We start from the raw sequence: 25425 nt of genomic DNA, 5'->3' as shown, positions 1-25425 counted from the left end.
GCAATACATCAAAACGCTTTTTCCGGCCGGCTGCCGGGCTTCACTACCGGCACGCCGGCGGCGCACAGGGGGCAGCTCTCCGGGGCAAAGGTCGCGGCCTGCACCGAAAGCAGCGCAAAATGCGGAAAATCCAGCCCACCTTTTCCGCCCGTGCGGTCAATCAGTGAGGCCACGGCCAGCACTTCAGCGCCCATCTCACGCAGCACTTTGGCTACTTCCAGCGTGCTTTTGCCGGTGGTCACCACATCTTCGGCAATGACAACTCTTTCGCCTGGCTCGATGGTGAAACCGCGCCGCAGGGTCATTTGCCCATCGGCGTCGCGCTCGGTGAAAATGCCGGGCACGCCCAACTGCCGGGCCAGCTCGTAGCCAATCACCACGCCGCCCATGGCGGGGCCAACCACCACGTCGGGCTGCAGGCCGGCGGCCTGAACTTGGCCAGCCAGCGCGGCGGCGGCGGGCTCCGCCAAGTCGGGCCGGCGCAGGAAGCGGGCGCACTGCACATAGGTATCGGAATGCAGGCCCGACGACAGCCGGAAGTGCCCGCGCAACAGCGCATCTTCCTGCCGCAATTGCTGCTCCAGCAGCTCGGCGTCGAGGGCGATGGGCGAATGGGTGTTGGTGGTTTCAGTCATCTGATTCAGAAAGGCTAACATGCAAAAAGCCGCGGTGAAGCGGCTTTTTGGCTCAGGCGTGGGTCGGGCTCGACACGGTCCGGAATTTGTTGATTTGTTCTTGCAATTCGCGGGCGGCGGCGCCTGCATCTTTTGCCTGCCAGATTCCCCGCGAGGAATTTATCAGCAGGCCGCTGCCATCGGCGCGCAGGCCGGCGCGGAGCGTGGCTTCCAAGTCGCCGCCCTGCGCGCCGATGCCCGGCACCAAAAACCACTGCTCGGGGCAGGCGGCGCGGACTTTGGCCATGCTGGCCGGCTCGGTAGCACCCACCACCAGGCCAATGGTCGATTCGGTCAGTTCCTCATCGAGCTGCCGGGCAATCTGGGCAGCGCGGTCGCTGAGGGTGCCACCGGTGGCCAGGGCTTGGTCCTGCAGGCCATATTGCGGCTTGTTGGATGTTTTCGCCAGCGAAAAAACCAGCTTGCCGGGCCGGGCGAAGGGCCGGATGGCATCGTCGCCCATATAGGGGTTCACCGTTACGGCATCGGCCCCCACAATGTCATAGGCGAAGCGGGCGTACTGCTCGGCGGTGTTGGCAATGTCGCCGAATTTGCCATCCAGAATGACGGGGATGCCGGCCGGGATGCGTTGCACGGTTTGCTGGAGCAGGGCCACTCCGTTTTCACGGCTCAGAAAGAAGGCAAGGTTGGGTTTGAAAGCGGCTGCGTAGGCGGCGGTTTCGGCAATTACCTCGCGCAGCCGCTGGGTGGCGGCCGCATCGTTGCCCGTCGGGTCGAGGCCCACGCAGAGCAGGGAATTGGCCTTTTGAACGCGGGTGAGCAGCTTTTGCATTCGGTATGCTTGGGGTGGTGAAGAGGGAAAACGAGGCTTTTAGAACGTCATGCCGAGCGTAGCCGAGGCATCTCGCGTGTGGTAGTAAATCAATCGTTCAACGAAGCGAGCGAGATGCCTCGGCTGCGCTCGGCATGACGTTCTAAACTTACCGAGATACTGAAGTATTGTGCGCAACTTCCGACGCCAACCGGGCCGAGAGGCCCGGCGACAGCCATTCGCCGCTGGCAACCTGCACGGCCTGGGCGCCTACCCGCAGGTAGTCTTCCACGTCGCGCAGCGTGAAAATGCCGCCCGTGCCGAAAATGGGCAGGTTCAGGTTGGAGTCATTCGCCAGTTCCCACACGCAGCGCTGCGACAAGGGCCGCAACGCTTCGCCCGAGAGCCCGCCTATTAATGGTGCGGCGTTGGGGTCAGCCGGCAGGTGCAATACTTTGAGGGTATTGGTTGCAGCCAGCGCTGTAGCTCCCCCATCCTGCGCCCCCAGGGCCAGGCCCCGGATGTGGTCGGGCCACGGTGGCAGTTTTACAACTACGGCCAGGTCGTCGCGCAACTCATTGCGCACGGCCTCAGTGGCTTCGCGCACGTAGTGGGCCGTCACATCGGAGCCGGAGCCTCCGTGGGGCACGGTGATGTAGACTTCCACACCCGCCAATTGCTCGCCGGCTTCGCGCTGCAGGTAGCGCGCAATTTTGCGGAAGCCCGGCACGCCCGGCGCGGTGATGCTCACAAACACCGGCACGCCGAAGCGGCGCAGGCGCGGCAGATGCTCCTGTACCAATAGCTCTGCGCCCTCGGTGCGGAGGTCGGTGCGGTTGAGCAGGGTTTGGTCGGCCACTTGCAGGATGCCTTCGTCGCCGGGCAGGCCGGCGCGGGGCTCCATGGTCACGGTTTTGGTGAAAATCGCACCCAGTTGCTCATAGCCTTCGCCGGCGAGGTCCCACGGAGCCGTGGCCAGGCAAACGGAATTCTGTAACGTAATGGCGCCGAGCTTCATGGCTTTTCAAGGTATTTTGGTACTCGGTATAGGACTTTCTCACGCCTGCAGAATCGCCGTTCCGTTGGGACAAAGTCCTTCGCTGCGCTCAGGATGACATCGGTTTTCACTTCCTAAACAGCTTCATTGTCACGGTTAATCGGTGCTCAGGTTGCGGTTGCCGGCGTGAGCCGAAACTAGCGCAGCCACTTCTGCTCCGGAGACGAGGGAGTTGGTATCTACTAGGGTTGAGGGAATGAGGGTTGTTACTAAAAGCCAGTGGAAACGAAGCCGAACCGGCCGCGCACAAAAAAACCGTTTCAAAATCCGAAACGGTGGCGGGGCAAAAACCAGAAATCGTAAACGAAAAATCGGCGAAACCGACGGGGGACAAGACCTTCCGGTCTCGCTGCGGCACATCCTGGCGGAGCGTCCCACACTTCATCAACTGTTTATTGGGCTGAAGCACGATGCAAAATTACGGAATGTTTATGCCGGCCAAATCACTGGTCACATTAAGTTTTTTTTGCGTGTTTTTTTGCGTGTTTTTTGAGCGTCGCTTTCGGGCCTAACTCGCTAATCAGCGCACATTTTGGGGTCGGCTTTTGGCCGTAAAAAAATTTTGGTGTTTTCTAACCCGTTGCTTTGCAAGCAGTAGCCACCGTAACTTTGGCTCTTTATTCCGCTCCTGAAAGCAGTTCCTGCTGTTTCGAGCCAGCAAAAAGCCCCTGAAATACACTGGTATTTCAGGGGCTTTTTGCTGGCTCGAAACGGGTATTAGTGACGTGCTTCGCATGCTGTCAAATTCGCAATTACGCGTTTTTCTCAGCTGGTGGGCCCCGTGTCTACCTTCGACTCAATGGTGCTTTGCACGGTGCTGCTCACAGCCGAGAGAATGTTGTAGCCCGTGGCCGACTCGATGGCATCCACCGTGGTGCGGTAGCTGCCCCAGCTCGTGCTGATGGAATTGGAGTTGGGCATGTCTACGGCAATGATGCGGGTGCTGGTGGTGACGCGGCCGACGTCGGAACTGCCTTCGGGCAGCACCACCACCACTTTCCACGTGCGGGCCGGCACGGTGATGTGGCCGTTGTCGATGGTGGTGTAATAGCCGTTGGAGCCGGTGCCGCCTTTGCCGTAGCTGCCCGCGATGATATAGAGTTCATAGCCCTGCCCTACCAGTGTGCGGCAGTAGTTCTCCAGGTTAGCCCAGGTTTGCTGGTTGTTGGTGGGGGCTTGAGGCATCATATTGGTCATCAAGAAGGTAGCTGAGTTGTCGGTAACCGAGCCAGTGCGGTCGGCCGAAGGGCAGTTGTGGCCGCGGTCGAAGCCCGAGCCGCTGTAGCTGGTGCCGCCCACGTGGTACCAAGCGCTGGGCAGCGTGTCATCGGCGCGGAAATCGTCCTGGCGCGGGGTGCTGCCCAGCCAGGCGCTGCTCAGGTGCCAGCTCACCCAGTTGGGCGTGCCCCTGTCGCGATGATAGGACATGGTGTACTGGGGCTTGGTCATCAGGTAGTTCCAGTAGTAGTACGTGTCGGCCACCGCGCCACTGGGGTTGCCCATGGCCAAGTTGTTGTCGCGGGTGGCGTCCTGGTTTGCTACGGCGGCCGTGGGGCCGGTGGTGGGAGTCACTTGCTCGGTGCGCGAGCAGGAGGCGGCCAGGGCCAGAAGCAGCGCGGCGCTGCTGAGACGGGTAATCGTTCGCTTCATAAAAAAGAAAAGAGTGAAAGGTGCTAGTGACCGCAAAAGTCATTTGTTGAAATTGCTTCACTACTATCGCAATGTTACACAACTATTACCAATGCACTAACTCCCCCTGCAAGAACATTTTGGCCTCATAATAAGGCAACAGAAAAGTTATGTTTTATATAGATTTTGTATTGCCGCCGGCAAATCATTCGCAACGCCGCTGGTCATTTTTTATAGCTCATAGCGGCCCATTTCTTGGGCAATGAAAAGCCCCGCCGGTGGTCCGGCGGGGCTTTTCATTGCCCAAGAAAGTGGTTTGCCTTAACGCCCGCCCACCACGAGCCGTTGGGCCGCCAATTGCTGGCCTTGCGCATCACGCAGCACCACGTGGTAGAGTCCGGGGGCCAGCGCGGGCAGGGCCAGCACCTGAGCAGCTTCCACAACGGGCAGTTGGCGCACCAGCTGGCCCATTTGCGAGTACACGAGCAGAGTGCCTGCGGAAACGGGCCGGTTGAGGAAGTGCGCGGTTACCGACTGCGCATCGGGCGCGGGGTTCGGGTACAGCTCCAGCTGCGGTGCGGCGGTGGCTTGCTTGCCCACCGCCATCGCAACCAGGGGCGAAAACGCTTGCGTGCCGTCAACATCAACCTGCCGCAGCCGGTAGTAGAGAATAGCCGCGCCTTGGGCGCCCGCCTCGGCATCGCGGAACTGGTACGTCAGCGTGCGGGTGCTGCTGCCGGCGGCCGCTACCCGGCCCACTGGCTGAAAACCGTCATCGCGGCCCGTCGACCGCTCAACCACAAAATAGTCGCTGTTTTTTTCCGAAGCGGTGGTCCATTTCAGCTCGGCAGCCCCGCCCAGCCACTGGCCGGCAAAGGCCGTTAGCTCCACCGGCAGGGGAACAATGACGGGCAATAACCCGCTGGCCAAGTCGTCGGCAAAGGCTTGGAAAACGCCGATGTTCACCCCCACCCCGAGCAAGGAGGCAGCCGAAATTTTTACCGAAGAAAAATCCTGGGTGGTGCGGAAGGACACCTCCTGCTTGCCATCGGGCAGCAGGTTTACCGATAGCAGGGAAGAGCCCGATGCCGTTTCCAATAGTTTCCCATTGTTGTCGTAGGTGCTCAGGGTCAGGTTGTTCAGCAAGGCCAGGTCCAGCAGTCCGTTGTTGGCGTTGTTCTGGATAATAACCCCCGCCCGGTTGCCGGCCCGGCCCTGGCCGTTGAGGTCCAGCGCCAACCCTACCGTGGCGGTAACACCGGCCGTCACCACCACGGTGGCGCTGGTGGCGGGGTTGTTGTCGGCCGCACCGGCGGGGTTGGCTACCCCACACAGGGCGCATACGCCGCTGATGCTTGCGCGGGCCTTGCTGGCAGCCGTAGTCGAGGAAAAATCGGAGAGGACGCGGCTGGTGCCCTGAAAGGCGCTGGGCTCGAGGCCAAACCCGTAGTAAATATCCAGATTGCTCAGCGCCGACAATCCACTGATTTGCTCAATCTGCACCTCATCGAACGGCAAGGTACTGGGGAAGCTCACCTGGTATTTGCCGTCGGGCAGCAGCGCCAGGTTCAGCAGGCCCACGCCCGTGGCCGACTGCTGAGCCGTGCGCACGCCGTTAATCGTTTTGTAGGTGGTCAGGCGCAGCCCACTCAGCACATCCAAATCGACAATTCCCGAATTCCCCAACACGAAGCCGGCGTAGTAGCCGGCCGGCGCGGTCTTCAGGTCTTGCAGCTTTACGCTGAGCGTGGACGGGCAATTGGCCGACACAAAGGTGCCGAAAGTGGCGTGGTTGGTCAGGCTGGCATCCACGGCGTACTGCGGGTTGGTGATGGTGGTGTTGCCGCACACCGCCACGCCGCTGCCGCCGGCAATGGCCGTGCTGTAGTAGGGCGCAAGGTTGGTGGCCGAAAACTGCGACGCCAGCCCTTGCACCGGCAGGGGCACCAGCGCGGGCACCCCGTAGGCATAATACACCCGCAGGTCGTAGCCCAGGCTGGCTGCCCCGCTGATGGTGAGCTCAACCGCATCGAAGTCCCGATTGGCCACAAATTCCAGCTGCGAGGGCGGGCTGGCCGCCGCCAGCACCTGCAGGCTTTGGATGCCATCTACCTCAACCACATGCGACTCCTGCGCGGTAGCAGAGCCATTAAGGTACGTTTTGATGGTATAGGCCCCCAGCGCGCTGAGGCTCACCGCGCTACCATCCAGGGCCACTAGCAGGCCGGCACGGTCGCCCTGGTGGCCGGTACCGCTCAAGCCCAGGCGCAGGCTAACGCTCGAGGCGGCAGTCGCGTTTTTGGACATCACCGCGTAGGTGCCCATCAGGTTGTTGTCGGCGGCACGGTTATCGTGGTCGACCCCAAGGCCCGCGCAGCCAAGTCCAGAGCACTGAACGCTGGAACTCACCACGCCGGTTGTGGAATAAATGGGGGTAGCGTGCGCGACCCGCGCTCCCAAAGCCACACCGATGGCAATGACCATCCAGGCACGAAACAGTCGCCTGGGCATGAGGGTTTGTGTAGAGGGTTGCATAAATAGATAGGAATGAGAAAAAAATTTGAATTATTGGCACACTGCTACTCAAACCATGCAATTCCACGGCCATGTCCGTTCTTTTTCCAACATTAGCTAGTTATCAGCCACATAGATTTCAGCGCCTGCAAACCATCCTTCCCATTATTGGATTTTGTTCCTAAAACGAGAAACAGGGCTGTAAACCCCTGCAATCCGACTAGCGTCAGGTTTCGTATCTTACCCATTTTGACAATGATTTTTTGAAGGATGAGCTTATTGTGACGTATTTTTGTAATATAATTTTTCCAATGAAGCACTAGCAACTTTGCTATTTCTCACTTCCAATAAGCCTGGGCGGTGCCTGGTGCTTTAAGCTGCTCTACCATGATGCCAACGCTACCCTTCAAAATTTTTGTGGTTGAGGACAACGAGTGGTACGGCGAGCTGCTGACGCACCGCCTGGGCCAGAATCCCAGCCACAGCGTGTTGCGGTTCACCACCGCCCGCGCCTGCCTCGACCAGCTCGGCGAACAGCCCGACTTCATCACCCTCGACTATTCCCTGCCCGACGCCAAGGGCGAACTCGTGCTGCGCCAGATAAAAGAGCGCCTGCCCGGCACCGAAGTCCTCGTGATTTCGGGCCAGGAGGATGTGGGCACGGCCGTCAGCATGCTGCGCCAGGGGGCCTACGACTACCTCGTTAAGGACGAAAACACCCTCGACCGCCTCTGGAACATTGTGGGCAAGGTGGAGCAACAGGCCCGCCTGCGCCGCGAAAACACCCAGCTGCGCCAGCAAATTGGCATGCGCTACGGTGCTGGCCAGGCCCTGCTCGGCGAGCATGCGTCCATGCAGGCGGTGCAAACGCTCATTGCCAAGGCGGCCCGCACCACCATCACGGTGAGCGTGAGCGGCGAAACCGGCACCGGCAAGGAGCTGGTGGCCAAAGCCATTCACTTTCAGTCGGGGCGGGCTGCGCAGCCGTTTGTGGCCGTCAACATGGCCGCCATTCCGCGCGAACTGGTGGAAAGCGAGCTGTTTGGGCACGAAAAAGGCTCCTTCACCGGGGCGGTGGCGCGGCGCGTGGGCCGGCTGGAAGAAGCCAACGGCGGCACCCTGTTTCTGGACGAAATTGCCGACCTCGACCTGAGCCTGCAGGCCAAGCTGCTGCGCGTGCTGCAGGAGCGGGAAGTGACCCGCGTGGGCGGCAGCCAGGCCGTTCCGTTCGATGTGCGCCTGATAGTGGCCACCCACCGCGACCTGCTGGCCGAAGTGCAGGCCGGTCGCTTCCGCGAAGATTTGTACTACCGCTTGCTGGGGCTGCCCATTGCCCTGCCCCCGCTGCGCCTGCGCGGCAACGACGTGCTGCTGCTGGCCGATGTGTTTGTGCGCGATTTCTGCCACCTCAACAACCTGCCGCTGCGCCAGCTCACCGACGAGGCCCGCCACCGGCTGAAAGCGCACTCCTTCCCCGGCAACGTGCGCGAGCTGAAAGCGGTGGTTGAGCTGGCCACCGTGCTGGCCGATGGCGAACTGGTGCAGGCCGAAGACCTGCCCCTGCGCCCCGGCCGCGTCACGGTAGGGCCGGGCAGTCAGCTGTCGTTGCGGGAGCAAACCACGGCCATCGTCCAAAGCTGCCTCGACGAGATGGCCGGTGATGTGCTGGCCGTAGCGGCCCGGCTGCGCATCGGCAAATCGACCATCTACCGCATGATTCAGCAGCAGGAGCTGCGAATTGGTTAAATTGCTCGGCGTTGCTGCCACCGGCCGTGCCGGCCTTTCTCATCCGCTGCTTTTATCGCTTTAGCTCCCTGCCATGATGCGCCGCTCCCGCTTCTCACGCCAGGCCCGCCGCAAGGCTGTACCGGCTGCGCGACGGGCGGCCGGGCCGGATGCCCAGCAGCTGCGGCCCGCCAACACGGCCTCGCCCGTGGAAGGGATTCCACCGCTGTTTCGGCAGGGCGTGGCCGACAAGGTGCCCCTCATCCTGTTTAGCTACGACTTGCAGCACCGGCGGCTGCTGCACTGCAACCGCCACTGCCACACGGTGCTGGGCTTCAGCAGCCAGGCCATGCTCGACCTGGGGCCGGCCCTTGCGGCGCGGCTGCTGCACCCCGACTCCCATGCTCAACTGCAAAAAGGCAACTTCCACGACATGCTGTCCGGCAGCCGCCCCTTGAGCTGGGACTGCCGCGTGCGCCACCGCGACGGCAGCTGGCGCTGGCTGCGGCTGCGGGTGCGGCCCGGTGCCACCGGCCCCAACGGGCAGGTGCTCGAAATAACGGGCAGTGCCGAAGACGTGACCCGCCACCGGGCGGCCGTGGACGAGCTGCGCCACAGCCGCCACCTGCTGCGCCAAATAGTGGATTTGGTGCCGAACCTCATCTACGTCTACGACCTGACCCAGGAGCGCAACACCTACGCCAACCGCCGCATCGAGCTGGTGCTGGGCTATGATAGGGCTGAATTGCAAGCCTTTCCGAACGGAACACTGCTGCCCGGCCTGCTGCCGGCCAATGAGCTGGCACAGTTGCGGGTGCACATGGAGGAAGTGGCCCGCTTGCCCGATGGCGAAAGCCTCGCGCTGGAGTTTGCCCTGCACCACCGCAACGGCTCACTCATTTGGCTGCGCAGTACGCACACACCCTTTGCGCGGAACGCGGCAGGGCAGGTCACGAGCATCATTGGGGTAGCGGAGGACGTGACCGAGCGGCACCTGGCCGATGAGCAGAGCCGCGCCGCCTCGGCCCAGCTGGCCGAGCAGTACCGTTTGTTCCGGCAGGTAATTGATGCGCTGCCGCACCCCATTTACCTGAAAGACGGGCACGGCAACTACTTCCTGGCCAACCGCGCCCTGGCCGCCCTCTACAACCTGACGCCGGAAGAGCTGGTGCACTACGGCGAAGCCGGCGGGCCGCTGCTGAGCACCGACGAGGTAGCCCGGTACATCGTGCAGGACCAGCAGGTATTGAATACGGGCCAGGACCTGACCATTGAAGAATCCCACACGGCGCCCGATGGCACGGTGTCGTGGTTCAGCAGCGTGAAGCGGTTGTTTGTGCGCTCCGATGGCACGGCCCAGGTGCTGGGCGTGGACAGCAACATCACCGAGCTGAAGCGCACCCAACAAGCGCTGGAAGCGGCCGTGAGCGAGGCCGAAGTAGATGCCCAGGCCAAAGAAAATTTCCTGGCCAACATGAGCCACGAAATTCGCACGCCGCTGCACGGCATCCTGGGCCTGACCGGGGTGCTGGCCAAAACCACCCTCAGCCGCAGCCAGCACGACTACCTGCGGCTGCTGGGCGAGTCGGCCGAGCACCTGCTCACGGTGCTCAACGACGTGCTGACCACCGCCCGCCTCGGCGCCGGCAAGCTGCGGCCCGAGTCCATTCCCTTCAGCCCGGCCGAGCTGCTCACGGGCTGCGCCTCGCTGCTGCGGCCCCAGGCCCGCGAGAAGGAGCTGCGTCTGCGCGTAGACAAACTCGTGGAATTGCCCACCGTGCTGGGCGATGCCCACCGCCTGCGCCAGGTCCTGCTCAATCTGGTGAGCAACGCCATCAAGTTCACCGAAACCGGCTCGGTGCGCCTGCGCTGCCGCCCGGTGCCGGCCCCCACCAACCACGCCGAGCCGACAGGCACCATCTGGCTGCAATTCACGGTGAGCGACACGGGCGTGGGCATTCCGTCCGAGTCGCTGGACAAGGTTTTTGAGCCCTTCACTCAGGCCGCCGCCAGCACCGACCGCGAGTACGGCGGCTCGGGGCTGGGCCTGAGCATTTCGGAGGGCCTCGTGAAGCTCATGGGCGGCGTGCTGCGCGTGAGCAGCGAAGTGGGCACGGGTAGTACCTTCGCCTTCACGCTGGCTTTCCAGCCGGTGCCCGTGCCTGCGCCCACTACGCCGGCCGCCACCGCCGACGAGGCCCCCGTGCCTACCAACGCCGGCCGGGTGCTGCTGGTAGAAGACAACCTCGTGAACAGCCTGCTGGCCGAAACCGTGCTCCGCAACTGGGGCTGGCAGGTGACCACCGCCGCCAGCGGGCCGGCCGCCATTCAGCTGTTCGAGCACCGCCCCTTCGACCTGGTGCTGATGGACATTCAGATGCCCGGCATGGACGGCGAAACCGCTGCCCGCGCCCTGCGCCAACACCCCGATGCCGCCCGGGCCGCCACGCCCATCATCGCCCTCACGGCGCGGGCCCAGGCCGGCGAAGCCGAGCGCCTGCAAGCCAACGGCTTTGCCGGCTACCTGGCCAAACCCTACCGCGAGGAGCAACTTCTCGAAACCATGCAAACCGTGCTGGCCCACCAACAGCGGGCTGCTGAACCCCTCCCAACCTACACCACGCCCTACACCATGCCTTCTGCAGAACCTTTGTACGACCTCAACAACGTGCGCCAGCTGGTGCGCAACGACGAAGCCATTGTGCGGCGCCTCGCTTGGGCTTTCATCGAAACCACGCCCGCCATTCTCACGGCTCTCGACGAAGCTCTCACCAAAGCCGACTGGGAAGCCGTGGGCGACGCGGCCCATCACCTCAAAAGCTCCCTCGACGGGCTGGGCGTGGAAAGCCTGCGGCAGGTAATCCGCGAGATTGAGGCCTATGGCGACACGCCGCCCGAGTTTGCCCACGCCGCCCGGCAAGTGGCCCAGGTGCGCGCCGTGACCGAGCAGGTGATGGCCGACCTGCGGCACGAGTTTCCCGAGCAGGCGAAATAACCGGCTTATTTAATGCTCGAACTCGCTTTTTCTGCCCCGGTTATTCGCACGCATACGGTCGTGGTGGGGGCGGGGCAGGCCGGACTGGCGGCCGCCTATTATTTGCAGAAAAGTGGCGTCGACTTCCGGCTGCTGGACGCGGCCCCGACGGCGGGCACAGCCTGGGCCGGCCGGTACCACTCGCTGCGGCTGTTTTCGCCGGCCTGGGCCAGCGGGCTGCCGGGCCGGCCGTGGCCGGGCTCGCCCCTGCGCTACCCCACTCGCACCGAGGCCCTGGACTACCTGCGTGACTACGCGGCCCACTTCGCCTTTCCTTTGGAGCTGAACCAGCGCGTAACGCGCCTGAGCACCGCGCCCGAGGGCGGCTACCAGCTGGAAACCGCGACCGGCCGGACTTATGTGGCCCGCCACGTCATCGTTGCCACCGGGCCCTACTCGGCGCCCAGGCTGCCCGAGTGGGCCGCCCAGCTGCCCCGCGCCGTGGCCCAGCTGCACAGCCGCGACTACCGCCACCCCGGCCAGCTGCCGGGCCATGGGCCCGTAGCCGTGGTGGGCAGCGGCAACTCCGCCATTCAAATTGCCGCCGACATCGCGGCCACGGGCCGGGCCGTGTTCGTGGCTTACGATGAAAAGACGCCCGCGCTGCCCAACAACCAGCTCATGTGGGCTATTATGGTGCTGAGCGGCTTGTTGCGCATTCCGGGCCACACGGCCCTGGGCCAACGCCTGCGCGCCCGGCCCGATGGCGTGGTCAGCGACGACCTGGCCCGGCTGCGGGCGTTTGGAAACGTCACGTTTATCGGCCGGGGCATGGCGGCGCTGCCCACGGGCGGTATTCAGGGCCTCAGTGGTACTTCAAAAGTGCTCGATGCCGTGGTATGGGCCACCGGCTACCGGCCGGATTATGACTGGATTGACCTGCCGATTATCGGGGCTGATGGCCAGCCGCAGCACCACCGGGGCCTTACGGCGGCAGCCGGGGTAGCCTTTCTGGGCCTAAACTGGCTGGACAGTCGCCGCTCGGCCCTGCTGAACGGGGCGGGTGCCGATGCCCGGCGCGTGGTGGCGGCCCTGCGCCAAATGCCCTAATCTTGTTGAAACCCGCCCCCCGGTTTTTGGGTTGAATACTTCAGATGCAGCTTCCGGAAAGAAGCCGCTTTTTATCCACCCGTATTTCCTTCAGCCCCATGTTTATTTTCATGCTTGGCCTCTTGCTGGTCACCGCTTTTCTCGCCCTCAAAACCGTTTCGAATGTAGAGGAGATGCTCGCGCCTGAGCCGGTGCGCGTGCAATAGCTCCTCGCTGGTTCAGCACAAAAAAAGCAGCCCGAAAGCTGCTTTTTTTGTGACGTGTTGACAGGAAAATTTCTATTTAGCGGATGACCAGCTTGCACATCTGGCTGGTGTTGTCCGACTCCAGCCGCACGTAGTACAGGCCGTTGGCAAACTTGCTGAGGTCAAGCATTTTGGTATACCGGTCATTCAGCTCAGTCAGCGTTTCGTGGTACATCACCGAGCCGATGACGTTGAGCACGCTCAACTCCACCTTCTTGCCTTGCAGGTTGTTGATGGTGAGATGGACAATTCCGGTACTGGGGTTGGGGTACACCAGCAGGGTTTTGTCGTCGCCGGGCTTAATCTGTTGGCCGGGCTTGCTGGTTGCGGCGGCAGCGGCTTGGGGAGTATGTAGCAGAGGGCCAACGCCCAAGCTCAGACAGACAGCGAATAGAAATGGTAAAAAGTAGCGTTGCATCATAGTATAGTTTGCGGGTGGGGAAAGAAGAGCGGCGCCTAAGAACCTAACGGGAAATAATGGATTTAGTTGACAAAGGTACAGCAACGCAGGCACTAGGCCTACGGGAATATACAGAAACCTCGATGAATTACGGTATTTTCGCTTCCATGGTTCTCATTTTGCCGACCAACTAAGTGGATATTCTGGTGATTGGCGGCGGCCTCGCCGGCCTGGCGGCGGCTTTGGACCTGGCCGGGCGCGGCCATAGCGTGGCAGTGGTGGAGCGCAAGCAGTACCCGTTTCATAAGGTGTGCGGCGAATACGTGAGCAACGAGGTGCTGCCCTACCTGCGCCGCCTCGGGGCCGACCCGGCCGAGCTGGGACCGGCGAGTCTTTCCCAATTTCTGGTATCGTCGCCCGGCGGGCGCACGCTTACTTCTGCGCTCGACCTGGGCGGCTTTGGGGTGAGCCGGTACGTGCTCGATGACTTTCTCTACCAACGGGCCGTGGCGCGAGGCGTCACGTTTCATTTGAAGGCGACGGTGACGGACGTGGCATTTGAGGCCGGCGCCGACCAGCACCGCGTGACGCTGGCCGATGGCCGCCAGCTCACGGCCCGCGTGGTGCTGGGCACCTACGGCAAGCGCGCCAACCTCGACCGGCAGCTGCAACGGCCCTTTTTCAGCCAACGCTCGCCTTACCTGGGCGTGAAGTACCACCTGCGCCTGGCCGGGTTTCCGCGCAACGTCATTGCCCTGCACAACTTCGCCGATGGCTACGCCGGCATTTCGGCCATTGAGGAAGACAAGCTGTGCTTCTGCTACCTCACCACCCGCCAGAACCTGAAGCAGCACGGCACCATTCCGGCCCTGGAAGAGGCTGTATTGGCCCGCAACCCACATTTGCGCGAGATTTTGCACTCGGCGGAGGTGCTCTATCCGCAGCCGGAGGTCATCAACGAAATTTCCTTTGCCCCCAAGCAGCCGGTGGAGCAGCACGTGCTGATGGTGGGCGACGCGGCCGGCCTCATCACGCCGCTGTGCGGCAACGGCATGGCCATGGCGCTGCACGGGGCGGCGCTGGCAGCGGCGGCCGTCCACGATTTTTTGCAGGGTGCCACCTCGCGGGCCGAATTGGAACAAGCGTACAGCCGGGCCTGGCACGCGCATTTTTCGGCGCGGCTGCGGGTGGGCCGGGCGGTGCAGCGGCTGTTTGGCGGGCCGGTGCTGAGCGAGCTGGTGGTGGGTGGCCTGAGCCACTGGCCGGGCGCCGTGCGGATGCTGATGCGGCGCACCCACGGCCAGCCTTTTTGATGGGCTTGAGGGCGTTTTTGAGGCGGGCGGAGTACCCCGAAATATTATTTCGGGTCGTGCGACGGACCAGATGGGCCGAAATGAAATTTCGGGGTACTCCGCCTGGTAACGCAAACGGCTGCTTGGGGAATGCCAGAATATTATTGCCGTTTTTTTAGCAAAGCGCCGCGCAAAACTGTTTGATATCCCGTAAATAGAGCACTGGCCGATGGAAGCTCACTCCGTTGGCCGCGTTTCTGAGTTGCATTTGCCCTTTTCCTTATCCGTAAGCCCCTCCCGGAATGCCGAGTTATTTAGGTGCCATCGGCACTGCCAACCCCGTCCACCGCATTGCCCAGCCGCAGATTGCCGAATTTATGGCGCGGGCGCTGGGGTTTGGCGAGGACGACACGCGCAAGCTGCGGGCGCTGTACCGGGTGTCAGGCATCGAGCACCGCTACTCGGTGCTGCCGGACTACGGGCGGGCCAACGGCGACTACACCTTTTTCCCGAACACGCCGGACCTGGAGCCTTTCCCCAGCGTGGGCCAGCGCATGGCCGTGTACCGGCGCGAGGCTCTGCCCCTGGCCACCGAGGCCGTGCGCGACTGCCTACGCCAAGTGCCCGACGTGGCCGCTTCCAGCATCACCCACCTGGTGACGGTGAGCTGCACGGGCATGTACGCGCCGGGGCTCGACATTGAGTTGGTGCAGGTGCTGGGGCTGCGGCCCGATGTGCGCCGCACCTGCGTGAACTTCATGGGCTGCTACGCGGCCGTGAATGCCGTGAAGCTCGCCGATGCCTTTTGCCGGGCCGATGCCGAAGCCCGTGTGCTCATCGTGAGCGTGGAGCTGTGTACGTTGCACTTCCAGAAGAGCCCGGAAGAAGACCACCTCGTAAGCAATGCCCTGTTTGGCGATGGCGCGGCGGCCTGCCTGGTGCTAGGCCAGTCGCTGCCCAACGAGGCGCCCAGCCTGGCCCTGCAAGCCTTCCATTGCGGCCTGGAGCCCGATGGGCACGACGACATGGCCTGGCACATCAACGACTTTGGGTTTGAGATGACGCTGAGCAGCTACGTGCCCAAGCTCATTCAGCGTGGCATTCGCAAGCTGACCGATGGGCTGCTGGCCAGCCTGCCGGTGCAGCTGGGCGACATTCGCCACTTCGCCATTCACCCCGGCGGCCGCAAGATTCTGGAAACCATCGAAACCGAGCTGGGCCTAAGCCGCCAGGACAACCGCCACGCCTACCGCGTGCTGCGCGACTACGGCAACATGTCGTCGGCCACGGTGCTGTTTGTGCTGCGCGACGTGCTGGCCGCCGCCGCCCCCGCCGACCACGGCGCCCCGGTGCTCAGCTTCGCCTTCGGGCCGGGCCTGACCATGGAAGCCATGCTGCTGGAGGTTTCATTTAACAAGTATCCTTTACCATTTAACAAGCAGGCGCAAGCGGTTGATTCCCCAAAGCCGGACGAGCTGGCAACTGCTGCTCCACCTCTCGAACTGTTAAATGTTAATTGATAGATGTTAAATGAAAGAGCTTCCGGCCCGGAGCTGATGGACGACCTGACGCTGGCCTCCGATGCCCTGCGCCAGAACCTGGACGAGCTGGAAACCATCAACACCTGGCTGGGCGGCTACGCGCCGGTGCTTGATGCGCTGCAACGACTTCGACCCAGGTTTCCGGCCGGCCGGCCGTTGCGCGTGGCCGACCTGGGCAGCGGCGGCGGCGATACCCTGCGCCAAATAGCCCGCTGGGCCCGCAAAAATAGCGTCGCGGTTGAGTTGGTGGGTATTGACGCGAACGAATTCATGCTGGACTACGCGGCCGGCAAAAGCCGGGACTACCCCGAAATCAGCTACCGGCAGTTCGATATTTTCTCGCCCGAATTTCAGGCCCAGCCTTTCGATGTGCTGACGTGCAGCCTGTTTTGCCACCATTTCACCACCGACGAACTGGTGCCGCTGCTCCGGCAATGGCAGCAGCAGGCGCAGATGGCCGTGGTCATCAACGACCTGCACCGGCACTGGCTGGCTTACCACAGCATCAAGTGGCTGACGCGGCTGCTGGGCGGCTCCTACCTAGTGCGGCACGACGCGCCGCTATCCGTAGCCCGCGCCTTCCGTCGCACCGACTGGGTGGTCTTGCTGGCGCAGGCCGGCATCGCACGCTACGAGTTGCGCTGGCGCTGGGCCTTTCGCTGGCAGTTGGTGATTTTCAGTGAGCAGTGAGCAGTGAGCAGTGAGCAGTGAGCAGTGAGCAAAAAGAACGTCATGCTGAGCGCAGCCGAAGCATCTCGCGTGCAATGGTAATTCAATCGTTGAATAAAAGAATTGCTGCCACACGCGAAATGCTTCGGCTGCGCTCAGCATGACGTTCTTTTTGCTCACTGCTCGCTATCAGCCCCACAGCCCGGCTGCTACCCGAAACGTATTGGCGTGGGCTTCAACGATGTCGATGATGCCCTCGGAGTAGCCACCACCCATGCAAACCACCACCGGCAGGCAGTGACGGTGGCAGAGGCCGAGCACCAGCTCGTCGCGCTGGCGGCAGCCGGCGCGGGTGAGGGCGAGGTGGCCCAGCTTGTCGGTGGCCAGCACGTCGACGCCGGCGAGGTAGAACACGAAATCGGGCTGTACTTCATCGAGTAGGCGGGGCAACGTTTCGGCGAGGAGCTGGAGGTAGTGGGCATCGTCGGTACCATCGGGCAGGGGCAGGTCGAGGTCGGAGGCTTCTTTGCGGGCGGGGTAGTTGCGGGCGCCGTGCATGGAAAAGGTGAACACGCGGGGCTCGTCCTGGAAAATAGCGGCCGTGCCATTGCCCTGGTGTACGTCGAGGTCGACGATGAGGACTTTGCGAATGGCGGGCACGGTGGCCAGTAGCCACGCAGCCGCGGCGGCCTGGTCGTTGAGCAGGCAAAAGCCTTCGCCCCGCCCCCGAAACGCATGGTGCGTGCCGCCCGCAATGTTGAACGCCACCCCGTGCACCAGGGCCCGCCGCGCCGCCTCAATGGTGCCCCCCAGAATGGTGATTTCGCGCTCAAACAGCGCTGCCGACCACGGAAAGCCAGTGGCACGCTCCTCCTGCCGGGTGAGTTGGCCGAGGCGCAGCCGGGTGTAGTAGCCGGCATCGTGCACCCGCAGAATGTCGGCCTCGGGCGGCGGCGTGGCCACGAAAAAATCGGCCGCGGTGGCCGTGCCTTCGTGCAAGAGCTGCTCGGGCAGCAGCTCGTATTTCAGCATGGGGAAACGGTGGCCGGTGGGCAGCGCGTGGGCGTAGCTGGGCGCGAAGGCGATGGGTAGCATAGGAAGCGAGGGGGAAACACCCAGCCGACATGGGGTGTTTTGAGAGGGTTTTTAAGCGCTTGCATTCGGCGCTTGCGAAGGCTCTGCTCACGCCGGAATGCAGACAAGTTTCGTGCGGGTGGCAAGAGCAGACTACAAGTAACGTCATGCAGCGCGCCGCGAAGCATCTCGTGTGCAATGATGATTCAAATCGACTGTCATCCTGAGCTTGCGAAGGACCTTGTCACCGTTGAATAAGTCATCCTATCGTGACAAGGTCCTTCGCAAGCTCAGGATGACAAGCGGCGCGAGCGAGAAGCTTTGCGGCGCGCTGCATGACCGTTGTTTTGGCGGATAAAACACTCGCATTCCTACTCCGCTTTATTCTCTTAACACTCCCTGTACTAGCTTCGTGCTATGAACATTGTGCCGATGACGCCCGCCCACTGGCCCGCCGTGTGCGCCATTTACGCCGAGGGCATTGCCACTGGCAATGCCACCTTCACCACCGACCTGCCCACCTGGGCCGACTGGGACGCCGCGCACCTGGCAGTGTGCCGGCTGGTGGCTGTGGATGAAAACGGCGCGGTGCTGGGCTGGGCGGCCCTCTCGCCGGTGTCGGGGCGCTGCGTGTACGCGGGCGTGGCCGAGGTGAGCGTGTATATTGGGGAAGCGGCGCGCGGGCAGGGCGTGGGCCGGGCCCTGCTGGCAGCGCTGGCAGCCGAATCGGAACGGCAGGGCTTGTGGACCTTGCAGGCGGGTATCTTCCCAGAAAATGCCGCCAGCCTGCGCCTGCACGAAGCCCAGGGGTTCCGGCAGGTGGGCCGGCGCGAGCGCATCGGCCAGATGCGCGGGCAGTGGCGCGACACGCTGCTGCTGGAACGGCGGAGCGCGGTAGTGGGGGCAACTCCGGCCACGGCATGAGCGTGCCGCTGCGCACCTGCCTGCTAGCCGAGGCGCTGGGCACGGCCGTCTTGATGATGCTTGGGACCGGGGCCATTGTGGTGGACGAGCAAACCCATGCCTTGGGCCTTGGGGGCATTGTTTCGGCCTTCGGGCTGGCGGTGTTCATCATCATTCAAAGCCTGGGGCCGTTGAGCGGCGCCCACATCAACCCGGCCGTGACGGTGGCGTTTTGGGCGGCGGGGCGCTTTCCGGGGCGGCGGGTGCTGCCCTATATAGGCGCGCAGCTGCTGGGAGCCTTCGCGGGCAGCGGGCTGGTGGCGCTGGTGGCCTTGCCGGGTTCGCTGCTGGGCACCACCCTGGCGGCCCACGGCTGGGGCCAGGCCCTGGGCCTCGAAACGTTCATTACCTTCTGGCTGATGCTGGTGATTTTGCGCGTCACGTCGGGCTCCAAAGAACAGGGGCTGTGGGCGGGCTTGGCCATTGGGGCCACGGTGGGCGTGCTGGCGCTGGTGACTGGCCCGCTCTGCGGCGCTTCCATGAACCCGGCCCGCTCCCTGGCGCCAGCCCTCCTCAGCGGACACCTGGCCGACTTGTGGCTGTACGTGGTGGGCCCGGTGGCGGGCGCGCTGCTGGCCGTGCTGGCTGACCGCTGGCTGCAAGCCACCGAGCAGGCGTAGGGCAGCGCTGGCTTCTGCCTTGCCTTTCATTAGGCAGAAGAAATTTCCTTTGCGGGTGCGGCAAAAGCAGCAGGTATTGCTCTGCTATCCCCCTCTGTCTGGAGCTCAACGGCTTCGCCACCGACGTGGACCGCACCCGCATGGAGGCCGGCTCCGAAGGCTACACCGCCGCCCTGGTGGCTTACTCGGCTCTGAAAACGGCGGCCTCGCTGAACCAGCCCGGCGCCCAGGCCGCCGTGACCAAGCTGGAACCCCGTTTCGCGGGCCAAAGCAAAGCCAAGGCCAAGCTCGCCAAGGCCTAGCCCGCACACCCGAACTACTTCAGTAAAAAGGGCAGTCGGTTCCGCTTTTTCGGGAACCGGCTGCCCTTTTTTGGCAACTCGCTGCCCTTTTTGGGGAACGGGTTGGGGTCCGACCCCAACCCGTTCCCCAAAAAGGGCAGCGAGTTGGGATGCGGAGGAAAGTAGTTGAGGTTGGACCGAAACTTGCTGGAAATTTTGGGCAATTTATTGGGCATGAAGCCAACGAACCGAGACTATCCAGCTTGCTATTGCGGGCCAGCATTCGCCGGGTCATTGTTCTTGCCGCACCGAATGCGCCTCTACTTCTTACCCGATACCATGGCAAACCGCTACCCACCATCGACGCTGGCAGTTCAGACCGGGCAGGACTGCTCGGTGCACTTTCGGCGCAACAGCCGCTTTAGTAACTCCGCCGTACCCCCGTTGGCATTGCGCGGGTGGAATGAGCTTACCGGCCGCTCTCGGTTAGCCAAACCACGTCTGTTGGCCGGCCTGCTGGTGTCTTTGCTGGCCTTCACACTCACCGCCCAGGCCCAAACCCCGCTCTGGCAGCACAGCTACCGCAGCGGGTTTGCGGGCGAGACGGCCAACAATTACGCCGGCTCGCTCAAGCTCAGTCCGAATCTGTACGTTCACGCGGGTGTGGTTAATACTTCCGGGGGGTACTACCCTTATTTTCTGTACACCAACGCACAAGGTGACTCGCTGCGCACCCAGGTGCTGCCTGCCCGGAACGGCAACATCTTTTACGTAGCGAGCAATCTCGACGGAACGTTCACCTGGGGCGGCACAAACAAGTTAGGTGGCCCCGGAACTACACAAAGGCACACCTTGGCCAAACTGAACCAGCAAGGGCAGGTGCTCTGGCAAACCGACTTCCACGGACTCGATGCTGTTGGCCGGCAGACCAGCCTTGGCATGGGGGGGCTAGTGCGCACGCCCGATGGATACATGGTAGCGGCCAACACGGTATTTTATACCACACCCACCGGCTCCACCCGGCTAAACCGGCAGACCTTGGACCTATTCGACAACCAAGGCCAACTGGTGTGGGAGCGCACTTTCCCCGGCGACGCCAGCACGGCCGACCTGCGCCTGCAGCCCAACGGGGCCTATGTGGCCGCCGGCTTTGTGGGCGTGCGCACGCCGCTAACGACTTCGGCCTATTTCTCGCTCGACTGGCGGCTGGTTGAGTTCACGCACAGCGGCGACACGGTGCGCACCAAGCGCTTCGGCATCGAGGGCGACTTCGACAACGCCCTGCGCCTGATACCGACCACCGACAAGGGCTTGGCCGTGCTCACCGAGTACGAGCCCCGCGTGACGACCAACCCTAACCCTTACGTGCTGCGCCTGGTCAAGCTCGACTCGCTTTGGAATGTGCAATGGACGGTGACGCTGCCGCAAACGGCCAACGTAACCGACCTGCGCCAGACCCGCGCCGGGGATATTCTACTCGGTGCCTCCGCCGGCCCCCTCAACGCCCCTCAAGCCCTGGTGCTGCGCTACTCGGCCACCGGCCAGCCCCACCCCACGCTGGGCCCCTACGCCCTGCCCAACGCCCGCCAGCTCATCCCCGGCCGCCTGATGCACGAGCCCGGCGACTCGCTCATGCTCTGGGGCTCGGCCCAGCAGTTCAACAGCCCCGCCCGCACCACCTACACCCAGCGTTTTTATGGGGTGGGCATCGGCGGCAGCGGGGCGGCCGGGGTGGGGGCGCCCTTCGTGCCCGACTACTGCCGCTACCCGCCCCGCCCCAACCTGGGCGTGGTGCCCCCCCCCGCCGCCTACCCCGACTCGCTGGTGCTGGTCGACTTTTCCACCGCCGGCCCCCGCTACGCCCAGAACGTGCGCTTCCGCTGGGACCTGGGCAACGGCACCGTGCGCGACACCTACGCCGCCGGCCCCTTCCGCTACCGCTACGCACAGGTGCCGCCGGCCGGCACGCCCGTCACGGTTACCGTCTGGAACAACCTGGGCTGCGCGGCCACCCAGACGCTCTACCCCTTCGGCCGGCCCACCAGTGCCCAGCAGGCCCGCGCCTGGGCCGCCCAGGCCAGCCTGTTTCCGAACCCCACCAGCGGCACCGCCACCCTGCGGCTGCCCCCCGACGGCCCGGCCGGCCCCGTGGCGGTGGACGTGCTCGACGCCCTGGGCCGGGTGCTGCCGTGCCCGGTGCCCCGGCCGGGGGCCGACCCGCACACCCTGCTGCTCGACCTGGGCGCGCTGCCGGCGGGAGTGTATGCCGTGCGGGTGCGCACCGACACGGGCAGCTTCAGCAAGCGCCTGGTGCGCTACTAGGGGCACTCACGTAACGGAGCAATAAAATGAAACGTCATGCTGAGCACAGTCGAAGCATCTCTACCACGTGCGTAATCCAATCGATTCAACGAAGCAGTAGAGATGCTTCGACAAGCTCAGCATGACGTTCAAGCGTTTGCGCAGTGCAGCGCCCCCGGCCCGTGGCCGGGGGCGCTTTTGTTTGCCGCGCCAGTCCCGACCTTTGCCCTTCCACCCCTAAATACCGCACCCCATGGCCAGCCTCCTCCTCGGCGATTACAACGACCTCGAAGTAGCCCGCGAAACCAGCATCGGCCTCTACCTCACCTCCGACGACGGCGACCTGCTGCTGCCCGAAAAGTACGTGGAGGCCGGCACCCGCGTGGGCGACATCGTGCGCGTGTTCGTGTACCGCGACTCGGAGGACCGCCTCATTGCCACCAACCTGCGGCCCCTGGCCCTGGTCGACAGCTTCGCCGCCCTCACCGTGAAGGACCACGGCCCGGCCGGCGCCTTCCTGGAGTGGGGCCTCGAGAAAGACCTGCTCCTGCCCTACCGCAACCAGCGGCGCGACCTGCGCGTGGGCGAGCGGGTGCTGGTGTACGTGTACCTCGACGAGGAAAGCGACCGGCTGGTGGCCTCCGCCAAGTGGAAGCAATTCCTGAAAAACAACCCGTTCCAAGGCCAGCCCGGCGATGAGGTGCGCCTGCTAGTGGCCGACGAAACCGAGCTGGGCTACCCCGTCATCGTGAACGGCACGCACCAGGGGCTGCTATTTCACAACGAGGTGTTCCGGCCGCTGCGCCTGGGCGAAACCCTGCCCGGCTTCCTCAAGCAGGTGCGGGCCGATGGCAAGCTCGACGTGCGCCTGCAGCAGACCGGCTACGGCGAAGTAGAATCGGCCACCGACACGCTGCTCAAGGCCCTCAAGGCCGCACCGGGCGGCCGCCTGCCGCTGGGCGACAAAAGCCTGGCCGAGGACGTGTACCGCCGCGTGGGCATGAGCAAAAAGGTGTTCAAGAAGGCGCTGGGGGCGCTGTTTCGCCAGGGCTTGGTGCTGCTGGAGCCGGAGGCAACGGTGCTTGTGGGGATAAGGGATAGGGAATAAGGGATATGATTGTTAAGCTGTAGAAAATGGCACGTCGACATAAAGCGCATTACAGTTTGGATGCTTGGCGACTGGCGTTTGAGTCTGTCCCGACGGCCTATGCGCTAGCCCGCCAGTTTCCATCCGAAGAGCGATATGAATTAGCGTCACAGCTCCGGCGGGCAGCCTCTTCCGTCGTTTTAAACATAGCCGAAGGGGCCGGCCGGCATTCGAGTCCGGACTTTTGTCGCTTTCTGGTTATTGCCCGAGGCTCCGTTACCGAAATGGATACGCTTCTGCTGTTAGCAGAGAAGATGAGTTACATCACCGCCATTCAAACGGATGAAGCACTAGCGACGCTCGACCACATCACGGCATTGGTCAACGGCCTTATCAGAAAACATAGTGGGGATAGGGAATAAGGGATAAGAAAAAGGGCTCCTGTTTCTTGTTTCCTTGCAAGTTCAACCCCTCATTCCCCCATCCTCCCGTCCCTTCTCCCGTATCCCTTATTCCCTATCCCCTATCCCCTATCCCCTCATGAAAACCGCTTTACTCGCCGGGGCCACGGGCCTCATTGGTTCCCAGTTGCTGCCGCTGCTGCTGGCTTCGGAGCGGTATGCCAAGGTGGTTGTGGTGGGGCGGAAATCGGTGCCCATTATTCACCCCAAGCTGGTGCAGGTGGTGACGGACCTGGACCAGCTGGAGGCCGTGCGCCTCAAGCTCATTGCCGATGACGTGTACTGCTGCCTGGGCACCACCCTGAAGCAGGCCGGCTCGAAGGAAGCCTTTTATCAGGTTGATTTCCTGTACGTGGTGAGGCTGGCGGCCATAGCGGCCGGCAATTTTGCCTCGCAGCTGCTGGTGGTGAGCAGCGTGGGCGCCGACCCGGAAGGCCGCATGTATTACAGCCGGGTGAAGGGCGAGATGGAAGCCGCCGTGCGCCAGACGCCGTTTCGGGCCATCCACATTTTCCGGCCTTCGCTGCTGCTGGGCGAGCGGGCGCAGCCCCGCCTGGGCGAGCGCATCGCGGCGGCGGTGCTGCGGGTGCTGCAGCCGCTGATGCGCGGCCCGCTGCTGAAGTACCGGCCCGTGAGTGGCGCCGCGGTGGCCGCCGCCATGCTGCGCGCCGCCGAAGACGATGGTGGCGGCGTGCGCGTGCACGAGTCGAACGAGCTGGCCCCGTTGGCCTGATTCCGGGGCCGGCCGCCCCCTGCGCAAGGCGCAAACAGGCCCGGCGGAGGATATTATATAGTAAAATAATTATTTTTTGCTTTAAAGCCAAATCAGCTCATTGAGGGCCTTTTTGGCACGTTCTATCCGTGCTGGCACGGATAGAACGTGCGGGGAAAATACGGGACAGCACGGATTGTATGGGCGCCTCTGCAAAGGTCAATTTTACCCTTGCATACGCCTACTCCATTTGCTTGTTCTACGGGGTAAGGGAGCGGGTGATGCGTCAACATCTCCACCACTTTTTTTCTGAAGTCCCATGCAAAAGTTCTCCGCTTCCCTCTTCTTCGTATTGCTGGTGCTGGCCAGCCACTTGGCTTCGGCCCAGGGCACCATCCGCCGGGTGAATAACACCGGCATCACGGGCACCAACATCTACAGCACGATTCAACTGGCGCACGACGCCTCCGTGAACGGCGACATCATCCAAGTGGAACCATCCACCGTCAGCTACGGCAACCTCACCTGCACCAAGCAGCTCACCATCGTGGGGCCCGGCTACTTCCTGAGCTTCAACCAGCCACCGGCCCTGCAAGCCAGCGTGATTCCGGCAACCATCGACCAAGTGGTATTCAATCCGGGCAGCGCGGGCTCCAGCATCGCGGGCATGACGATAAACGGCAACTTGTACCCAGGGGTCAGCAACCTCACCATTGTGCGCAACTACATCAACAGCACTATCTACGCTAACTACAATGCCAACATCAGCAATACCCTCATCCGGCAGAATTACATCTACACCATTTCTTATTACAGCGGCTCTGCATCTTCGACCAATCTGCTCATTACCAACAACATCATCTTGAGCTCCGCCAACGTCAGCCTCGCAAGCTTCAGCGGGGAGTTTTCGAACAACGACATGTTGAGCGGCACGGCGTATTTCGACAACTTCACCGTAAAAAACAACTACATCAACAGCCTGTCGACCACGGCCAATACCACCTGGCAGTACAACCTGCTCACCGGCGCCCTGCCCACCTTGGGCTCCCAAAGCAACAACACGCCCAGCGTGTCCCAGTCCAGCGTGTTTGTGCTGGCGCCCACCGCGCCCGGCCAATACGATGCCTGGTACAAGCTAAAAACCGGCACCAACCCCGCCACCGGCGGCGGCCAGGGCGGCGTCGACATCGGCGCGACGGGCAGCTCCACGGGCTATGCTTACCACTTCAGCGGGCTGCCGGCCATCCCGGCCATCTACCAGCTCAGCCAGGCCGTGAGCGGCAACACGCTGAACGTGACGCTGGGCACCCGCTCGAATAACTAA

23 protein-coding genes are annotated in these 25425 nt (G+C 63.0%); 16 read left to right on the top strand and 7 right to left on the bottom strand.

The features are described 5' to 3' along the window. Window positions 1-8 precede the first annotated feature (8 nt). The 3 genes from pyrE to JKL48_RS04335 all read right to left on the bottom strand — a co-directional run bounded on the left by pyrE (window position 9) and on the right by JKL48_RS04335 (window position 2464). Window positions 9-635, bottom strand: a complete 627-nt coding sequence (gene pyrE / locus JKL48_RS04345; protein ID WP_201979038.1) for an orotate phosphoribosyltransferase — start codon at window positions 633-635, stop codon at window positions 9-11. Window positions 636-687: 52 nt separating this feature from the next. Next, a complete protein-coding gene (gene pyrF / locus JKL48_RS04340; RefSeq protein WP_201979037.1) occupies window positions 688-1467 on the bottom strand; it encodes an orotidine-5'-phosphate decarboxylase in 780 nt (259 codons plus the stop codon). A 148-nt stretch (window positions 1468-1615) separates the two neighbouring features. Then, window positions 1616-2464: a dihydroorotate dehydrogenase gene (locus JKL48_RS04335; RefSeq protein WP_201979036.1), complete on the bottom strand. Its 849-nt coding sequence runs from the start codon at window positions 2462-2464 to the stop codon at window positions 1616-1618. A gap of 235 nt (window positions 2465-2699) precedes the next feature. On the opposite strand from JKL48_RS04335, the gene JKL48_RS04330 reads away from it, so the two are divergent. Continuing rightward, window positions 2700-2996, top strand: a complete 297-nt coding sequence (locus JKL48_RS04330; protein WP_201979035.1) for a hypothetical protein — start codon at window positions 2700-2702, stop codon at window positions 2994-2996. Between the two features lie 272 nt (window positions 2997-3268). On the opposite strand, the gene JKL48_RS04325 is transcribed toward JKL48_RS04330, so the two are convergent. Beyond that, window positions 3269-4153, bottom strand: a complete 885-nt coding sequence (locus JKL48_RS04325) for a DNA/RNA non-specific endonuclease (protein ID WP_201979034.1) — start codon at window positions 4151-4153, stop codon at window positions 3269-3271. A gap of 300 nt (window positions 4154-4453) precedes the next feature. Then, complete coding sequence (locus tag JKL48_RS04320; RefSeq protein WP_201979032.1) at window positions 4454-6667, bottom strand: T9SS type A sorting domain-containing protein; 2214 nt, start codon at window positions 6665-6667, stop codon at window positions 4454-4456. A gap of 366 nt (window positions 6668-7033) precedes the next feature. On the opposite strand from JKL48_RS04320, the gene JKL48_RS04315 reads away from it, so the two are divergent. From JKL48_RS04315 to JKL48_RS04300, 4 genes are all read left to right on the top strand, one after another. Beyond that, complete coding sequence (locus tag JKL48_RS04315; protein ID WP_201979030.1) at window positions 7034-8392, top strand: sigma-54-dependent transcriptional regulator; 1359 nt, start codon at window positions 7034-7036, stop codon at window positions 8390-8392. Window positions 8393-8465: 73 nt separating this feature from the next. Beyond that, window positions 8466-11366: an ATP-binding protein gene (locus JKL48_RS04310; protein ID WP_201979027.1), complete on the top strand. Its 2901-nt coding sequence runs from the start codon at window positions 8466-8468 to the stop codon at window positions 11364-11366. Window positions 11367-11378: 12 nt separating this feature from the next. Next, window positions 11379-12455 carry a flavin-containing monooxygenase gene (locus JKL48_RS04305; protein ID WP_201979016.1) on the top strand — a complete coding sequence of 359 codons (1077 nt, stop codon included), beginning with the start codon at window positions 11379-11381 and terminating at the stop codon, window positions 12453-12455. A gap of 44 nt (window positions 12456-12499) precedes the next feature. Next, on the top strand, window positions 12500-12661 hold the full coding sequence (locus JKL48_RS04300; protein WP_201979014.1) for a hypothetical protein: 162 nt from the start codon (window positions 12500-12502) through the stop codon (window positions 12659-12661). A gap of 76 nt (window positions 12662-12737) precedes the next feature. On the opposite strand, the gene JKL48_RS04295 is transcribed toward JKL48_RS04300, so the two are convergent. Then, complete coding sequence (locus JKL48_RS04295) at window positions 12738-13073, bottom strand: T9SS type A sorting domain-containing protein (protein WP_201979012.1); 336 nt, start codon at window positions 13071-13073, stop codon at window positions 12738-12740. A gap of 221 nt (window positions 13074-13294) precedes the next feature. Here JKL48_RS04295 and JKL48_RS04290 point away from each other — a divergent pair, with 221 nt between their 5' ends. From JKL48_RS04290 to JKL48_RS04280, 3 genes are all read left to right on the top strand, one after another. Further along, window positions 13295-14413 carry an NAD(P)/FAD-dependent oxidoreductase gene (locus tag JKL48_RS04290; protein ID WP_201979009.1) on the top strand — a complete coding sequence of 373 codons (1119 nt, stop codon included), beginning with the start codon at window positions 13295-13297 and terminating at the stop codon, window positions 14411-14413. Window positions 14414-14694: 281 nt separating this feature from the next. Then, window positions 14695-15912, top strand: coding sequence for a type III polyketide synthase (locus JKL48_RS04285; RefSeq protein ID WP_201979007.1), 1218 nt, complete (start codon window positions 14695-14697; stop codon window positions 15910-15912). A gap of 3 nt (window positions 15913-15915) precedes the next feature. Continuing rightward, on the top strand, window positions 15916-16623 hold the full coding sequence (locus JKL48_RS04280) for a methyltransferase domain-containing protein (RefSeq protein ID WP_201979005.1): 708 nt from the start codon (window positions 15916-15918) through the stop codon (window positions 16621-16623). Between the two features lie 168 nt (window positions 16624-16791). On the opposite strand, the gene JKL48_RS04275 is transcribed toward JKL48_RS04280, so the two are convergent. Further along, window positions 16792-17697 carry a histone deacetylase family protein gene (locus JKL48_RS04275; RefSeq protein ID WP_201979001.1) on the bottom strand — a complete coding sequence of 302 codons (906 nt, stop codon included), beginning with the start codon at window positions 17695-17697 and terminating at the stop codon, window positions 16792-16794. A gap of 396 nt (window positions 17698-18093) precedes the next feature. On the opposite strand from JKL48_RS04275, the gene JKL48_RS04270 reads away from it, so the two are divergent. The 8 genes from JKL48_RS04270 (at window position 18094) to JKL48_RS04235 (ending at window position 25425) form a co-directional block, all read left to right on the top strand. Continuing rightward, the gene (locus JKL48_RS04270) at window positions 18094-18600 is read left to right on the top strand and encodes a GNAT family N-acetyltransferase (RefSeq protein WP_201978998.1); all 507 of its coding nucleotides are present in this window, start codon (window positions 18094-18096) and stop codon (window positions 18598-18600) included. Continuing rightward, complete coding sequence (locus tag JKL48_RS04265) at window positions 18597-19259, top strand: MIP/aquaporin family protein (RefSeq protein WP_201978996.1); 663 nt, start codon at window positions 18597-18599, stop codon at window positions 19257-19259. The genes JKL48_RS04270 and JKL48_RS04265 overlap by 4 nt, the downstream gene beginning before the upstream one ends. 125 nt (window positions 19260-19384) lie before the next feature. Further along, the gene (locus JKL48_RS04260; protein WP_201978993.1) at window positions 19385-19561 is read left to right on the top strand and encodes a hypothetical protein; all 177 of its coding nucleotides are present in this window, start codon (window positions 19385-19387) and stop codon (window positions 19559-19561) included. Between the two features lie 318 nt (window positions 19562-19879). Continuing rightward, on the top strand, window positions 19880-21862 hold the full coding sequence (locus JKL48_RS04255) for a T9SS type A sorting domain-containing protein (RefSeq protein ID WP_201978991.1): 1983 nt from the start codon (window positions 19880-19882) through the stop codon (window positions 21860-21862). Between the two features lie 232 nt (window positions 21863-22094). After that, window positions 22095-22949: a CvfB family protein gene (locus tag JKL48_RS04250; protein ID WP_201978983.1), complete on the top strand. Its 855-nt coding sequence runs from the start codon at window positions 22095-22097 to the stop codon at window positions 22947-22949. Window positions 22950-22975: 26 nt separating this feature from the next. Further along, window positions 22976-23350 carry a four helix bundle protein gene (locus tag JKL48_RS23715; RefSeq protein ID WP_201978980.1) on the top strand — a complete coding sequence of 125 codons (375 nt, stop codon included), beginning with the start codon at window positions 22976-22978 and terminating at the stop codon, window positions 23348-23350. Between the two features lie 118 nt (window positions 23351-23468). Then, window positions 23469-24122, top strand: a complete 654-nt coding sequence (locus tag JKL48_RS04240; RefSeq protein WP_201978977.1) for an NAD-dependent epimerase/dehydratase family protein — start codon at window positions 23469-23471, stop codon at window positions 24120-24122. Window positions 24123-24420: 298 nt separating this feature from the next. After that, window positions 24421-25425 carry a hypothetical protein gene (locus tag JKL48_RS04235; RefSeq protein ID WP_201978974.1) on the top strand — a complete coding sequence of 335 codons (1005 nt, stop codon included), beginning with the start codon at window positions 24421-24423 and terminating at the stop codon, window positions 25423-25425.

It is taken from the genome of Hymenobacter rubidus, from assembly GCF_016734815.1.
Lineage (GTDB): Bacteria > Bacteroidota > Bacteroidia > Cytophagales > Hymenobacteraceae > Hymenobacter > Hymenobacter rubidus.
The sequence above is the reverse complement of the archived record's forward strand: the minus strand, read 5'-3'. Positions and strand labels throughout refer to the sequence as shown.